Source organism: Myxococcus sp. CA051A (genome assembly GCF_013336705.1).
Classification (GTDB): Bacteria; Myxococcota; Myxococcia; order Myxococcales; family Myxococcaceae; genus Myxococcus; species Myxococcus llanfairpwllgwyngyllgogerychwyrndrobwllllantysiliogogogochensis.
In genome coordinates, this window is sequence record NZ_JABUMS010000002.1 from 705,461 (window position 1) to 720,576 (window position 15,116).

The window sequence follows — 15,116 nt, forward strand, 5'->3', positions numbered from 1 at the left end:
CTCAGGTGTCCCCGGGCTCCAAGGGCAGGGTGACGCGGAAGGTGGAGCCCTTGCCCACCTCCGTGTCCACCTCCAGGTGGCCGCCGTGGCGCTCGACGATGTCGCGGCAGATGTAGAGCCCCAGCCCCAGCCCGCCAAAGCCGGAGATGGGCGCGTTGCGCGCGCGGAAGAAGCGCTGGAAGAGGTGCTCGCGCTGGTCCTCGGGGATGCCGATGCCCGAGTCCTTCACCGCCATCCGGGCCTCGGCTCCGTCGCGCTCCAGCGTCAGCCGCACCACGCCCCCGCTGGGGCTGTACTTGAAGGCGTTCTCCAACAGATTGGTCAGCACCTGCGCGAGCCGCCCCCGGTCTCCCTTCACCACGAGCGGCTCCGGGGGCGCCTCGTACTCCAGCGTGTGCTGCGGGCCGAGCGGGCGGACCTCCGCGAGCACCTCGCTGGCGAGCGCCTGTAGCTCCACGGGCCCTCGGCGCAGCTCCAGCCTGCCGGCCTCGATGCGTGTGGCATCCAGCAGGTCGTGGATGAGCACGGACAGCCGCGTCACCTGGGCGAGCGCCTTGTCCACGTGGTGCGGCTTGGGGGCATGGCCGGCGGAGGCCTGCTGCTTCATCATCTGGAGGTGCAGCTTGAGCGGCGTCAGCGGCGTCTTCAGCTCGTGGGCGGCGATGGACAGGAAGTCGTCCCGGACGCTGATGGCCTCCTGTGCTTCCTTCAGCAGCCGCTCCCGCTCCTGCTGGGCGCGGTGCTCCGCCGTCACCTCCATGACGACGGCGCCCAGGCCGACGATGCCGCCGCTGGGCGTCCGCACCGGGTAGTAGCTGACGCGCCAGTGCCGCAGTTCGTGGGGCGTCGCGGGCACGTGGCCGGACATCTCCATGTCGCTCAGGGGGACGCCCGTCTCCATGACCTGGAGCATCAGCGGCGCGAAAGCAGGGGCCATGTTGGGGTTCATCTCCCACACCGTCCTGCCCAGCTCCTCGTTGCGCGTGCGCCCATGCAGTGACGCGAGCGCTTCGTTGATGCGCAGGTAGCGCAGCTCCCGGTTGATGAAGGCGAGCCCCACGGGCGCGTGGTTGAGGAACGTGTCGAGCAGCGCGAAGGACTCCTCGGCCTGCTCCCGGGCATTCTGCTCCGCGACGAGCAGCCGCTCCCGCTCGACCTTCGCGCGGCGCTCTTCCGTCACGTCCCGGTAGCTCCACACGCGGCCGATAATGGCGTCGCCCATCCGCTGCGGCAGGGACGTGCCCTCGAAGATGCGTCCGTCGCGCAGCTCGATGGGGTCCACGTTGATGGCGTCCGAGGGGAGGTACTGGTCCTGGATGCGCGAGACGAAGCGCGCCGGGTCCTTCGTCAACGGCGCCGCCGCCGCGAGCGCCCGCTGCGCGACGCGTGACTCCATCACCTCGTCGCTGAGGCCCCACATGAGCTGGAAGCGCTTGTTGTAGGCGATGATTCGTCGTTCCGCGTCCACCACGATGACGCCGTCCGCGATGGAGTCGAACATCGCGCGCAGCACCGAGTGGGCGTGCTCCAGGCGTTCGTGGGACTGGCGCTGCTCGGTGACGTCCACCATCAGTCCGCGCAGCAGCATCTGCTGGCCTTCTTCCGAGACGGCCGTGACGTGGGCGCGCATCCAGACGATGTGCCCGTCGGCGGCCAGCATGCGGTACTCGAACTCCTGGGGCCGCCCCTGTCGCCAGGCGGTCAGACAGCAGGATACGACTGCCGCCCAGTCATCCAGGTGGACGTGTCGCGCCCAGAAATCCGGGTCGCGCATCCACTCCTCCGCGGGGATGCCCAGCAGTCGCTCGGCCTGTCTGCTGACGAAGGTGAAGCGAAACCCGGCATCGGCCTCCCAGACGATGCCGTCGATGCTGTCGATGAAGTCCTCGTAGCGCTTGCGGACGTGTGAGAGCTCCGCGGTCAGCGCGTCCCTCGCCACCTCTGGAGGCTCCCGAGGCTGGAGTCGCGCGCAGGCTCCCAGCACCGAGCCATCGTCCCCATGGACGGCCAGCACCAGGGCTCGCAGCCGCTGCCCTCGTCCGCTGCCCTCGCCCAGCCCCTGTCCACTCGACAGTGCCGACTCCACCGCGCGCGCGAGCCAGGGCAGCCGGGCGAGCACCTCCTCTGACCTCCGTCCCTCGACGTCGCCCTGCTCCCAGCCGGCCGCCAGGGCCAGCACTGTGTCCATCCAGACGATGCGTCCTTTCGCGTCCACGATGAGCGCGGCGTGGAGGCTTGTGCCCACCTGGAGGAGTCGCTCTGGCGCACGGGACGGACTCGCCGGAGCGGAGGCGTCCGGCCTTGCCTGCCCCTCCCGCATGTCGCCCTTCGACACTGGCGCCACCTCCGTGCGGCATGTCGCCCGCTCATTCCCAAACATGGGACTCGTCCCAGTGGCGGGAAAGGGTCGCTTCTTCCCTTGGTACCCGCTTGACTACGGCTGTAGTCACGCGTACTTCTCTTGTGACTACAGTTGTCGTCAGAGGACGGTCATGAAGAAGCCGGTGGGAGAGCAGGAGCTGTCGGTGCTGCGGTACGTGGCCGAGCACGGGCCCGCGACGGTGGGCGAGGTGGTGGAGCGCTTCGGTGAGCCGCAGGGGTTGGCGCGCTCCACCATCCTGACGGTGATGGAGCGGCTGCGGCTGAAGGGTTACCTCACGCGGCGCAAGGTGGAGGGCGTGTTCCAGTACGCCTCGCCGGTGCGGGAGGGGGAGCTGCTGCGGGACGTGGTGGGTGACTTCGTCCAGCGCACGCTGTCCGGCTCGCTGTCGCCGTTCGCCGCGTATCTCTCTGACGCGGATGACGTCTCCGACAAGGACCTCGCGCAGCTCCAGGATGTGGTGGCGCGGCTTCGCTCGAAGAAGCGGAAGGAATAGCTCCATGCGGACCGAATGGCTGATGGATGGGGCCACGTGGTTGGCGTCGTGGCCGGAAGGGTTGTGGCGAGCGTCGTGGCAGGGCGCGCTGTGTGCCGCGCTGGTGTGGGCGGTGACGCGACTGTGGACGCGGATGCCGGCCTCGCTGCGCGCGGGCATGTGGTGGTTGGTGGCGCTCAAGTTCGTGGTGTCGCTGGGTGGGCCGCGTCCGCTGGCGCTGCCGGTGTTGCCCGCGTCGCTCGCGTTCCTCTCCGGGCAGGCGGAGTCGTCGGAGTCCGATGGCGCGCCGCTCGTCGAGGGCGGAGCGGTGGGGGCGTCGCCCGTGTCACGAGGTTCGGAGGGATGGGCTCCGTCCATCGGCGCGGCGCACGGTCTGGTGGGCGAGCGTGACGCGCACGTGGGCAACCTCGGGATGGTGGGAGGCGCCGTCCACCTGGTGCCGGCGGGACAGAGCACGAAGGCGCCGGGGGCCGAGTCTCCGCGTCTCGCGGAAGGCGGGCAGGGCGCGAGGATGTCGGAGGCAGGATCTCCGAATCTCACGGAGGGCGGGCAGGTCGCGAGGATGCTCGGAGCCGAGTCTCCGCGTCTCGCGGAAGGCGGGCAGGGCGCGAGGAGGTCGGAGGCAGGAACTCCGAATCTCATGGAGGGCGGGCAGGTCTCGAAGGTGCTGGGGGCCGAGTCTCCGCGCCTGACGGAGGGCGGTCACGCCGCGAAGGTGCTGGGGGCCGAGTCTCCGCGTCTCACGGAGGGCGGGCAGGTCGTCGCGGGCGGACTGCTGAAGCCGTCGACGCCTGGGGCACGTGCCTCGGGAGCAGGCTGGAAGCAGTTCGTCGTGCTGGCGCTCCTGGCTGCGTGGGTGGTGGGCGTGCTGTGGCAGGTGCGAGCGCAGGTGCGGAGCTGGGCGTTGATGCGGCGGTTGCGCCGGAACGCCCGCCCCCTGGAGCACCCGGTATTGGAGTCCGAGGTCCTCGAGCTGTCCGAGAGCGCGGGACTGCGACGCGCTCCCAGGTTGCTCGTGTCGGACGAGGTGGCGAGCCCGCTGGCCACGGGGTTGTGGTCTCCGGTGGTGGTGCTGCCGACGAAGGCGGTGCGGCGGCTTCCGGTGGAAGGGCTGCGCATGGCGCTGGCACACGAGGTGGCGCACCTGAAGCGCGGTGACTTGTGGCTCGGCTGGGTGCCGGCACTCGCGGAGGCGCTGCTCTTCTTCCACCCGCTCGCGCGTCGGGCGGCCCGTGAATACGCGCTGGCCCGTGAGGAGGCGTGTGACGCGGAAGCGCTGCGGCTCACCGGCGCGGAGCCCGCGGATTACGGCGAACTGTTGCTCGCCTTCGGAGTCACCCGTCCTCATGGGACCGCCGCCGCGCTCGGTGCGTCCGCCCACGTTCACGCGTTGCACAGGAGGTTGAGCATGCTGGAGCACGTCGACATCGGTTCCTCCCGTTCCCGTCGTTGGTTGAAAGTGACGCTCTCCGCGCTGGGGCTCGTGGCCCTGGTTCCCTTCCAGGTCGTCGCTCGACAGGAAGCGAAGTCGGTGCCGGAGACAGAGTCGAAGAAGGGGAGCGCGTCGAGCACGCCTCCCGCGCTGACGGCCGTGGCGGAGACCCGTCCCGGTGCGCCGACGTCGACCGACAGCGCCCAGCCGGCGGCAGTGCCTTCCAGGAAGCAGGGCACTGTGCGCACCGGGACGATGGACGCGGCGACGCCGATCGCCGCTGCGAGTCCTGTTGCGCCGATAGCGGCGTCTCCGGTGGGGCCGCGCCCCGTCGCGCCGGTGGCGGCCCTGTCTCCGACTGGACCGAGCCCTGTCGCTCCGATGGGAGTGGCGTCTCCAGCGGGGCGGAGCCTCGTCGCTCCGACGGGGGTGGCGTCTCCAGCAGGTCTGCCCCCCATCGCGCCGATGGCGGTGGCGTCTCCAGTGGGACCGAGCCCCGTCGCTCCGGTGGGGGTGGCGTCACCGGTGGGGCTGCGCCCCATCGCGCCGAAGGCGGTGGCGTCTCCAGTGGGACCGAGCCCCGTCGCTCCGGTGGGGGTGGCGTCACCAGCGGGGCTGAGCCCCATCGCTCCGATGGCGGTGGCGTCTCCCTCCGGGCCGTCTCCTGTCGCGCCGAGGCCGATGCTGTCCCTTGCGGCGCCGCGCGCTGTCCCTCTGACGCCGCGGCTGGCGATGGCCGGTGTGCCCGCCGCCCCCGTGGCGCCTCCGACTCCGCCCTCGCCGCCTTCTCCTCCCGACTACGACGATGAGGACGACTCCAGCTACGTGTTGCTCTCCGGTGACAAGGCGACGATGCGCGGCAGCACGGTGGACCTGAAGCTCGCGAAGATGTTCAAGGACAAGAACGGCGGCGAGCTGCTCTACGTCCGCCGCAAGGGCGAGGCGTTCATCATCCGCGACACGGCCACCCTGGCGGCGATGAAGGCCGCGCTGGAGCCCATCCGGAAGTTCGGCCTGGTCCAAGGTGGAGTGGGTACGCGCATGGGCGCGCTGGGCGAGGAGCAGGGCAAGCTGGGAATGAAGCAGGGCGCGCTGGGAGTGCAGCAGGGACAGTTGGGCCTGCAGCACGCCGAACTGGCTCACAAGCGGGCGGGGCTGCATCTGCAATCCGCTCGTCTGGACTCGCTCTCCGAGGCCGAGCGCGAGCGTCGCGAGGCGGAGCTGGACAAGCAGGAGGCCGAACTCGACAAGGAGATCGACGCCCTCGACGCGAAGCAGGAGGAGTTGTCGAAGCAACAGGAGGAGCTGGGTCGCGAGCAGGAGAAGCTCGGCAAGCAACAGGAGGAGCTGGGCCGCGAGCAGGAGAAGCTCGCCAAGCAACATGAGAACCAGGTTCGCGACGCGGAAAAGAAGATCCAGTCCGTCATCGACGAGGCGCTGCGCAAGGGCCTGGGCAAGCCGTTGCCCACCTGATGACGGTCCGCGTGGGGACTTGTGACGCGCGGGCTGGCGCTCCTCTACCTTGAGGAGCCCGCCCGCTGCCGGAGGTCCCCATGAGCCTCGCCGCCACGCCCCGCAGTACTCCCACCGGTACGCTGGAGACCATCATCCAGCGGGTGAAGGCAGGCTCGCGAGCGTGGGTGAAGCTCGGGATTCCCGAACGACTCTCGCTGCTGGAGGACCTCAGCCGTGGCTACATGGCCATCGCCGAGCCGAGCGTGCGCGCGGCGTGTGAGGCGAAGGGAATCGACCCGAACAGCCCCCTGGCTGGCGAGGAGTGGCTGGCCGGGCCCATGGTGGTGGTGCGCAATCTGCGCCTGCTGGCCGCCTCCCTGCGAGACATCCAACGTCACGGTGTCCCGCGCATCCCGGCCTCTCGCCTGCGCACGCTGGAGGACGGAAGGCTCGCGGCGCGCATCTACCCGATGAACGCGCTCGAGGGGATGCTGCTGCCCCACGCCGAGGGGGAGGTCCACTTCCTCCCCGGCGTCACGGCGAGCAACCTCCGCGAGCACCAGGCTTCGTTCTACCGCAAGCCACACGACGGACGCCTGTGCGCGGTGCTCGGAGCGGGCAACGTCAACTCGATTCCGCCCGCCGACTGTCTCTACAAGCTCTTCGTCGAGGGCGCCGCGTGCGTCCTCAAGATGAACCCGGTGAACGCCTACCTGGGGCCCATGCTGGAGCAGGCCTTCGCCTCGCTGACGCGGCGGGATGTCTTCGCCGTGGTGTACGGCGGCGCGGAGGAGGGCGCGGTGCTGGTGGGGCACGCGGCGGTGGATGAAGTCCACATCACCGGCAGCGACAAGACGCATGACGCGCTGGTGTGGGGGCCGCCCGGTCCGGAGGCGGAGGCCCGTCGCGCGCGCAACGAGCCGTTGCTGCGCAAGCCCTTCACGAGCGAGCTGGGCAACATCTCGCCGGTGGTGGTGGTGCCGGGGCCGTACTCGGAAGGGGAGCTGCGCTTCCAGGCGGACAGCATCGCCGGCATGGTGGCCAACAACGCGTCCTTCAATTGCAACGCGGCGAAGCTGCTGGTGCAGCCCAAGGCCTGGAAGCCGCGCGAGCACGTGGTGGATGCGGTGGAGGTCAGCCTGGGCAAGGCCGCCGTGCGACGCGCGTACTACCCGGGCGCGGACCAGCGCTGGCGCCAGTTCACCGAGGGGCGTTCCCAACTGCGGCAGGTGGGCCACGCGGGCGTGGGCGAGCTGCCCTTCGCGTTGATTCCGGACGTGGACTCGCGGCAGGCCGAGGACCGCGTCTTCCGTCACGAGCCGTGGTGCACGGTGCTCTCGGAGACGGGTTTGCCCGGCGCGGATGACCCGGTGGCCTTCCTCGACAGCGCGGTGTCGTTCCTCAACGACAAGGTGTGGGGAACGCTGAACGCCACCCTCATCATCCACCCGCGCTCGCTGAAGGACCCGGCCGTGGCGGCCGCGCTGGAGAAGGCCATTCGCGAGCTGCGGTATGGCACGGTGGCGGTGAACACCTGGCCCGCGGCGGGTTATGCGCTCATCTCGCTGCCCTGGGGTGGGCATCCGTCCTCGACGCCCCAGGACATCCAGAGTGGCCAGGGCTGGGTTCACAACAGCCTCATGTTGGAGCAGGTGGAGAAGTCCGTCCTCCGCGCGCCGCTGACGAGCCTGCTCGCCCCGCCGTGGGTCCCCGGACACCGGAGCGTGCGTGACCTGGGGCGGAGGCTGGTCCAGTTCGAGCGGTCCCCGTCCTGGCTCAAGATGCCGGGCATCGCGGCGGCGGCGCTGCGTCGCTGAGTGTCGTGGAATCGCTCTGTGAGCGGAGGCTCGGGGGTGGCCCTTCCTCGGGCTGCCGGGGCTCGCCACCCCGTGATAAACCCGGAGCATGTCATCGACGCATGCTCGGGAAGGCGGACGGTTTCTCCAGGTGGGTCAGCCCCAGGACGCGGTGAAGAGCTTCCAGAAGGGGCTCGCCATCGACCCGAACGACGTGGACTGTCTGCTGGGGCTCGTCCGGACGTACCTGAGCACGGGCGCGGCGGGCGACGCGGAGGCCGCGGCGTTGCGGCTCCTGAAGGCGAAGCCGGACCATGCGGAGGGGCAGGCGCACCTCGCCATGTTGAGGGCGCAGGCGGGCAACGCGGAGGCGCTGGAGGCCCTCAAGGTGCTGGCCTCGGCCCCCACGTCGGGCTACTTCGAGCGCTTCAACCTGGGCGGCCTGTTGCTGGACCGGGGCGATTTGAATGGCGCGCGGGCCGCGTATGAGTCCGCCCTCCAGGTGGCGCCCGACAGCGCGCACACGCACTTCGAGCTGGGGCGCATCCATCTGCAGCAGGGCACGCCGAGCGCGGCGGTGACGCACTTCCAGAAGGCGGCGGAGGGCGCGCCGCAGGAAGCGATGCCGCTGTTGATGTTGATGCGCGCGCACTCGGCACAGGGTGCGCTGGGGTTGGGCATCCAGGCGGGCACGCAGGCGTTGGACAAGGCGCAGGGAGGCCTGCGGCGCGCGGTGCTGGAGGACCTCTTCAAGCTGTACCTGTCAGGGGGCAGTCCCGAGGGCGCCAAGCGCACCGTGCTGGAGCTGCGCCAACTGGAGCCGACGCACATCAACTACGTGTACATGCACGGGCTGGCGGTGATGAGCGCGGGCAGCTTCGCGGAGGCGAAGGACCTCTTCGAGGAGGCGCTGCGGCTGGCGCCCAGGAGCTGGCAGACGTTGCAGGCGCTGGCGCAGATGCATGGCGCGTTGGGTGAGCGCGCGGAGTCGCGTCGGCGACTGGAGGAGGCGGTGGCGCTGGTGCCCACCGAGCTGGGGCCCGTCAATGACCTGGCGCTGCTCTTGATGCAGGACGACGAACACGCTCGCGCGAAGCCGCTCCTGGAGCGGGCACTGGCCGCGCATCCCGAGGATGCAACGACGCACCTCAACATGGCGGTGGCCACCTTCCTGACGGACCGCGCCGCGTGCATCCACCATGCGCAGCGTGCGCAGGCGCTGGGCGAAGGCGTCGTCCGGGAGCAGGCCGAGCGGTTGTTGAAGAAGCTGAACGAGGGCTGAGGGCCTCGCGCGGTGTTGTTGGGCACGGCACCGTGTGCCCAGCAAACCCTCGGGCCTCGTCGCATCGAAGGCGCGACGCCGGGGTGGAGACGCCCTGGCGCTTCGTGCGCTCCACCCTCGCGGGTGCTACCGGCCGAAGAGGCCCCAGCGCTTGGTGGGCGTCTTGCCGCCCTGCACGCGCGACAGCCGCTCTCCCAGGATGCGGCTCATCTCCAGCGCCACGCCCGGGTTGGCCATGACGACGCTGCGGAAGTCCTCGCGGCCCACCGCCGCCAGCTCGCAAGCCGTGGCTGTCACCGCCGTGGCCGTGCGCGGCTCTCCCGTCAGCAGGGCCAGCTCCCCGAAGAAGCCTCCTGGCTTCACCGTGGCCACGGCCTGTCCTCCCGTGTCCCTGAGCTGCACCTCGCCCGCGAGCACCACGTAGAAGCTCTCTCCCGCGTCGCCCTGTCGGAACAGCTCCGTGCCCGCCGGCCACTGGAGGTGCTCCGCGCCGCGCGCCACCGTCTCCAGTTCCTCCGGATTCAACGGCGCCAGGAAGTCCACCTTGCGCAGCGTCGCCGCCAGCGCCGCCGCGCCTGTCGTCCCCACTGGCTCCGCCGTGAGGAACGACACCGCCTCCGCGAGCTGCGCGCGTCGAGCCACGAGGATGATGGTGTGCCCCGCCTTCAGCACCGTGCTCCCATCCGGCAGCGCCGCGCGACCCTGCGGGTCCACCATGCCGATGAAGATGCACTCGCGCGGGAAGCCCTCCATGGCTCGCACCTGCGCCACCGTCTGTCCCGCCACGCGCGCGCGCAACGGCAGCGCCAGCTCGAACAGCACCGTGTCACCGTCGCCCAGCGGCAGCGAGCCCGCCACCTGCGGGAAGTCGATGGCCGTGGTCATCTTCGCCACCACCACCTCCGCCTCCGCCACCAGCTCCTTCACTCCCGCCAGCCGGTACGCCTCGCGATAGCTCGTGTCCAGCATGCGCACCATGATGCGCGCGGGGGACATGCTGCGCACCAGCATGGCGAACGCCAGGTTCTCCGAATCTCTCGCCAGCACCCCCGCCGCCACGTCCGCGGACGCCACTCCCGCCGCCTCAAGCACCTGCGGACTCGTCGCGTCCCCGCACACCGCCACCACGCCCACTTCCTCGAAGAGGCGCGTGCAGATGCTCGCGTCCCGCTCGATGACCGTCACGGTGTGCTGCTCGGCCACCAGCCGGGACGCCAGCACACTGCCCACCCGTCCCCCACCCGCGATGACGATTTTCACGACGCCTTCCTCCCGGGCTCCGTTGCCGGCTCGTCGCCGTGCGCTCCGTGCAACACCTTCTCCAGATTCAGTGTCCGCTCATCCAGTTGCGCCAGCATGTGCTCCGCCGTCGTCTCGGGGATGAGGCCGCTCCTGCGCGCGACCTGCAGCGCCGTGCGCTCCGCGTCGATGAGCCGACGCCGCATGGCGATGAGGTCCCTCGCCCCCTGCGCGAGGTGATGGTCATTGAGCCGCCGCAGCTCGCGCTCCGCACGGGCGATGCTCACCTGGTACTCGCTGCGCAGGTGGTCATACGCGGCCCGAGGCACCAGCCCCTGCTCGTGCAGCGACGCCAGTTCCTGATGCGCCGCGCGACTGGCGATGAGCTTGCCGCGCTGCTCGCACATGGCCAGCGCCACCTCGTCCTGCTGGAACAGGCCCAGCCACTTCAACGCGTGGGTGAGCACCAATCCCTGACCCACCAGCGACACCAGCGTCACGCCGAAGGCGATGGCCACCAGCTTCTCGCGGCCCGGCGTCGTCTCCGGAAGACCCAGCGCGAGGCCGATGGAGAGCGCGCCCTTGATGTTGCCCACGATGAAGACGTGCTGCCAGCGCGGCGGCACCGCCTCCGCCGGACGGATGAGCCGTAGGAGCAGGAAGGGCCCGTAGATGGCCACCGCGCGCCCGCCCAGCACACAGCCCACCGCGATGGCCGTCTCCGGCAGGTAGCCGCTGAGCGTCTCCGGCTTGGTGGTGAGTCCCACCGCCAGGAACAGGAAGGTGTTCACCCCGAACGTGGCGTACTCCCAGAAGGAGTGGATGGCCACCCGACTCTGCGGGGACACGTCCTTGCGCAGCCCGACACCGACGGCCAGTCCCGCGACGACGGCGGAGATGGCACCCGACAGGTGAATCTGCTCGGCGACCACGAACGAAGCCAGGGCCACGGCCGTCGTCACCATGATTTCGGCCAGCGGGTCCTCGGTGCGGCGGATGACGAAGGCGCCCAGCATGCCCACCGCGAGCCCCACCACCGCGCCACCCGCCGAGGCGAGCAACACGCGCGCGGCCAGCATCGGCAGCGACGGCGCCGCTGCTCCCGCCACCACGCTGGCGATGGCCGCGTAGGCCACCAGCGCCGTGCCGTCGTTGAAGAGGCTCTCGCCCTGGATGATGCCGGACAGGCGCGGCGGCACCGGGGCGCGACGGAACGCGTAGAGGATGGAGACGGTGTCCGTCACGGCCAGCAGCGCGCCCAGAAGCAGCGCGGGCCAGATGGCCAGGTCCACCAGGTAGTGCAGCGCGGTGCCCGTGGCGCCAATGGCCAGCACCATGCCCACGGTGGACAGGATGAGGATGGGCAGGGCATTGGCGCGGATGCCATTGAGGTCCGCGGTGATGCCGCCCTCGAACAGCAGCGCCGGCAGGCAGACGAGGAACACCACCTCCGGGTTGAGTGGCGGCACGCCGGGGAGCAGGTTGCCCACCGAGATGAGCAGGCCTCCCACCACGAGCGCCACGTTGTAGGGCATGTTCGCCCGCTTGGCGGCGATGGCCAGGACGATGGCAGCCACCATCAATCCAATGACGAGAGGCATCTCCAAGTGCACGGCGCGCAGTCTTCCAGAACGGAAGAGCGAGGTCACGACCCCATCTTGAGAGGCCGGCCGGCCGCGGGCTTCAACGCCTCAGGCGGAGGATGAGGTCCTTCTTCGCCCCGCAGTCCCCACGCCCATCGCAGTTGCTCGTGGTGACGTACAGGTGGCCGTCCGGACCCATGCTCACCTCGCGCAGCCGGCCGTACGTGTCGCGCAGGTAGACCTCGTGGAGGGTGACTCGGGCGGGGTTGTCAGCGGCGAACCGCACGCGGTGCAGGTGCCGCGAGCCCAGCGTGCCCACCAGCAGCGAGCCCGTCCATTCGGGGATGGCGGTGCCGGTGTAGAGGGCGGCGCCCCCGGGAGGCATCGCGTCCGCGAAGGTGAGCGAGGGCGTGATTTGCCCCGCGTGAAGCTCGCACGAGTAGATGCCGGGCCAGCCCAGGTTGCTCCCAGGACGGGCGAGGCTCACCTCGTCGTGCCCCCGGCGCATCGTCTCTCCGCTCGGGCCGTGGTCCGTGACGTACAGCGTGGTGGCATCCTTCCAGTCCCAGCCCTGGAGGTTGCGGATGCCGGTGAGGAACGCGGGGGAGCCGGGGAAGGGGTTGTCCTGGGGGATTTGTCCTTCGGGAGTCAGGCGCAGGAGCTTGCCCGCCGGGTCATTGACGTTCTGCGAGCGGTCCGGCTCGCGGGCGTCACCGGTGCCCGCGTAGAGCATGCCGTCGGGGCCGAAGCGCAGCCGTCCTCCGTCGTGGTACGTCGCGGAGGGGATGCCGCCGAAGACGACGCGGTCGAACGTCGCGGTGGTGTGGTCCTCGGAGAGCGTCCACCGCTCCACGCGGTTCTCGTCCTGCCCGCCCGCGTCGGTGGTGACGTACACGTAGAACTGGCGGTTCGTCGCGAAGTCCGGGTGCGCGGCGATGCCGAGCAGGCCGCCCTCCGCGGCGCGGGTGATGCGCACGGTGGCCACGGGCTGGGGCTGGAGCACGCCGGCCTTGAGCAGGCGCACGCGACCAGGTCGCTCGGTGACGAGCGCGTCTCCACCCGGCAGCCAGGCGATGCCCCAGGGGACCTCCAGGCCCTCGGCGACGACGTCCACGGTGATGGGCACGGCGCCATCCGGGCCCCAGTCGTCCGCGACGCGCACGCAGTCCTCGGGTGAGGCGGTGCCCTGGGACTGGCTCTTGCGACAGGCGGAGGCCGACACGGCGAGCACCACGAGGGCGGAGGCGAGCAGGCGAGAGGCGCGCATGGGGCGATTAATGTCCGCGGTCGGGTGGGGGCGCCAGCGTGACGGATGGCGGACGTGAGGGTGAGGACGCTCGGGGAGGCGTCCCTCGTCGGGAGGGTGGGCAGGCGGGCGGGCCGAGCGCGGAGGCGCGCCTGTGTCGCCACGGGGCGCGTGGGCACCTTGAGCGCACGGGACAACCCGTCCATTCGCAACAAGGAGACGTCCTATGGCGCGCATCGCGTTCATCCTGGCCGACGACTTCGAGGATTCCGAGTTCCGCATTCCGTATGACCGCGTGAAGCAAGCAGGGCACGAGGCGGTCGTCATCGGCGTGGAGGCCGACACGCCCGTGAAGGGCAAGAAGGGCAAGGAGGTCATCACCCCGGACAAGGCCGTGCGGAACGTGTCGTCCCGGGACTTCGATGCGCTGGTGATTCCGGGGGGCTACTCACCGGACCACCTGCGCATGGACATCGACATGGTGGGCTTCGTGCGGGACTTCTACCGCGCGGACAAGCCGTTGGCGGCTGTGTGCCATGCGCCGTGGATGCTGGTGGAGGCGGACATCGCGGATGGGATGACGCTCACGTCGTGGCCCTCCATCCGCACGGACCTCATCAACGCGGGCGCGCGCTGGGTGGACCGCGAGGTGGTGGAGGATGGCAACCTCATCACCTCGCGCAACCCGGGGGACCTGCCGGCCTTCACTGAGGCGCTGCTGCGACAGGTGGCCCAGGGCATCGCCCCACGCCTGGAATCACCGCGCGGGCGCGAGGCCACTTCGGAGCAGCCGTCCAGCGTGCACTGAGTCCGTCACGGGCCACGAGCGGACGGGATGTGTCGGCTCGTGGCCTGTTGTTGCGGGAGTGCGTTCCTCGGTCAGACGGGCTGCTGGTTCATGAAGGTCTGGAGGGTGGCCGCGCAGTGGCCGCAGTGCTCCCGGAAGGGCGCGCTGAGCGCGGGCTCTCGTGAGAGCTTCTCCCAGTAGGACAGGGCGAGGCGTGCGGCGTCGGACCAGATGTCCACGGTGCTCGCGGTGGGCGGGCGTGGCGTGAAGGTCCGCTCGACGAGGTTCGTTCCCACGGGCGCGAACACCATGGGCAGCATGTCGTAGACCGGCGCGAGTCGGAACCGCTTCGGCCCTTCTGGGAAGAAGGACAGGTTGCCGAAGTGGCGGTCCGTGTTGCCGGTGAGCTGGCCGAAGGTGTCGAGCCAGCGCATTCGCCGTGCATCGTCTTCGGAGACGAGCTGCGCCTCGTGCATTCTCGATGCGGCCTGCGTCCAGGTGTCGCGCGGGCCGATGTACTCGTCGGTGATGGCTCCGAGTGACAGCAGGGCCTTCCTGCCGCGTGCGCCGAGCCGGTCGAAGCGTTCCACTTCGAGGAAGCGATGGTCCTCCACATCCAGCCAACGCGCGTTGGCCGCGGGGATGCCCGCGTCGCGAAGTGTTTCAAGCGCGAGCGCTTCGGCGATGAGCAGGTCCCTCCATCGAGAGGCCGCTGCTCCATCGTCGGGGCCCGCGAACTTCACGATGACGTGGCGACCCAGGGAGTACGTGGCGAACTTGGGATGCTCTCCGCCCACGGAGGAGCCCGACGGTCCCTGTTCGGAAGCCCGTGCGAGCGCGAGGTAGTCGTCGGGAGTCGCCGTGGGCAGAGGCGTGGCGAGATATCGGTCGAGCGATTCGTCACCGAGGATGAGGTCTCCGACGCAGTCCTCTCCACGCAGGGCCAGCGCGACGAGACAGTGGTCATCCGTCCAGTCCGCCACGCGTTGGGGGAGCAAGAGCTCGGGATGGCGGAGTGAGAATGTCCGGCCGATGTAGCCCTGTGGACTCATGTCCGTCGCGAACGGCGGGAGCCCCTCGAAGTGCTTGGGCGCGCGTTCCGTGTATTCGAGCCAGTGTCGACCACCCGTGAGCAAGCGGAGCACGCCGTACCGGTGGACAGCGCCTGCTTCATCGATGCGGTGGACGTTCAGCCGTGTGCCGAGCGGGGGCGGCTCGCGGGTCCGCGCATAGCGGGTCGCCGGTCCTTCGCCCATGCGACACACGCGGTCCCCCGCTGCGAGCAGGAGGCGCGTCACCGAGGGGCGAGAAACCTTGAGCTGCGTCGCGAGCTCGCTCGCTCGGGCTTCATCCCGACGGCCGAGGGCCGCTAGAAGCTGTTCCACCGTGGCCATGAAGTGGGGCCCGCCCTGTCTCCCTG

10 protein-coding genes are annotated in these 15,116 nt (G+C 70.2%); 5 read left to right on the forward strand and 5 right to left on the reverse strand.

Annotated elements, in window-relative coordinates:
• Position 1 precedes the first annotated feature (1 nt).
• Positions 2-2,245 (reverse strand): PAS domain-containing protein, encoded by a 2,244-nt coding sequence (locus HUA74_RS08340; protein WP_174454083.1) that lies wholly within the window; start codon positions 2,243-2,245, stop codon positions 2-4.
• Positions 2,246-2,492: 247 nt separating this feature from the next.
• Between HUA74_RS08340 and HUA74_RS08345 the strand changes: the two genes are divergently transcribed.
• The 4 genes from HUA74_RS08345 (at position 2,493) to HUA74_RS08365 (ending at position 8,841) form a co-directional block, all read left to right on the forward strand.
• A complete protein-coding gene (locus HUA74_RS08345) occupies positions 2,493-2,876 on the forward strand; it encodes a BlaI/MecI/CopY family transcriptional regulator (protein ID WP_141648249.1) in 384 nt (127 codons plus the stop codon).
• 4 nt (positions 2,877-2,880) lie between these two features.
• Positions 2,881-5,781 carry a M56 family metallopeptidase gene (locus tag HUA74_RS08355; RefSeq protein ID WP_254624971.1) on the forward strand — a complete coding sequence of 967 codons (2,901 nt, stop codon included), beginning with the start codon at positions 2,881-2,883 and terminating at the stop codon, positions 5,779-5,781.
• 80 nt (positions 5,782-5,861) lie between these two features.
• Positions 5,862-7,580 (forward strand): aldehyde dehydrogenase, encoded by a 1,719-nt coding sequence (locus HUA74_RS08360; RefSeq protein ID WP_174454084.1) that lies wholly within the window; start codon positions 5,862-5,864, stop codon positions 7,578-7,580.
• Between the two features lie 88 nt (positions 7,581-7,668).
• The gene (locus HUA74_RS08365; protein WP_174454085.1) at positions 7,669-8,841 is read left to right on the forward strand and encodes a tetratricopeptide repeat protein; all 1,173 of its coding nucleotides are present in this window, start codon (positions 7,669-7,671) and stop codon (positions 8,839-8,841) included.
• A 126-nt stretch (positions 8,842-8,967) separates the two neighbouring features.
• Here HUA74_RS08365 and HUA74_RS08370 read toward each other — a convergent pair whose 3' ends face one another.
• The 3 genes from HUA74_RS08370 to HUA74_RS08380 form a co-directional block, all read right to left on the reverse strand.
• Entirely contained in the window at positions 8,968-10,101 is a 1,134-nt protein-coding gene (locus tag HUA74_RS08370) for an NAD-binding protein (RefSeq protein WP_174454086.1), read from the reverse strand.
• Complete coding sequence (locus HUA74_RS08375; protein ID WP_371817213.1) at positions 10,098-11,693, reverse strand: cation:proton antiporter; 1,596 nt, start codon at positions 11,691-11,693, stop codon at positions 10,098-10,100. The genes HUA74_RS08370 and HUA74_RS08375 overlap by 4 nt, the downstream gene beginning before the upstream one ends.
• Before the next feature lie 70 nt (positions 11,694-11,763).
• Positions 11,764-12,930: a sorbosone dehydrogenase family protein gene (locus HUA74_RS08380; protein WP_141649430.1), complete on the reverse strand. Its 1,167-nt coding sequence runs from the start codon at positions 12,928-12,930 to the stop codon at positions 11,764-11,766.
• Positions 12,931-13,135: 205 nt separating this feature from the next.
• On the opposite strand from HUA74_RS08380, the gene HUA74_RS08385 reads away from it, so the two are divergent.
• On the forward strand, positions 13,136-13,717 hold the full coding sequence (locus HUA74_RS08385) for a type 1 glutamine amidotransferase domain-containing protein (RefSeq protein ID WP_174454087.1): 582 nt from the start codon (positions 13,136-13,138) through the stop codon (positions 13,715-13,717).
• 71 nt (positions 13,718-13,788) lie between these two features.
• On the opposite strand, the gene yjjJ is transcribed toward HUA74_RS08385, so the two are convergent.
• A complete protein-coding gene (gene yjjJ, locus HUA74_RS08390) occupies positions 13,789-15,090 on the reverse strand; it encodes a type II toxin-antitoxin system HipA family toxin YjjJ (protein ID WP_174454088.1) in 1,302 nt (433 codons plus the stop codon).
• Positions 15,091-15,116: the final 26 nt, after the last annotated feature.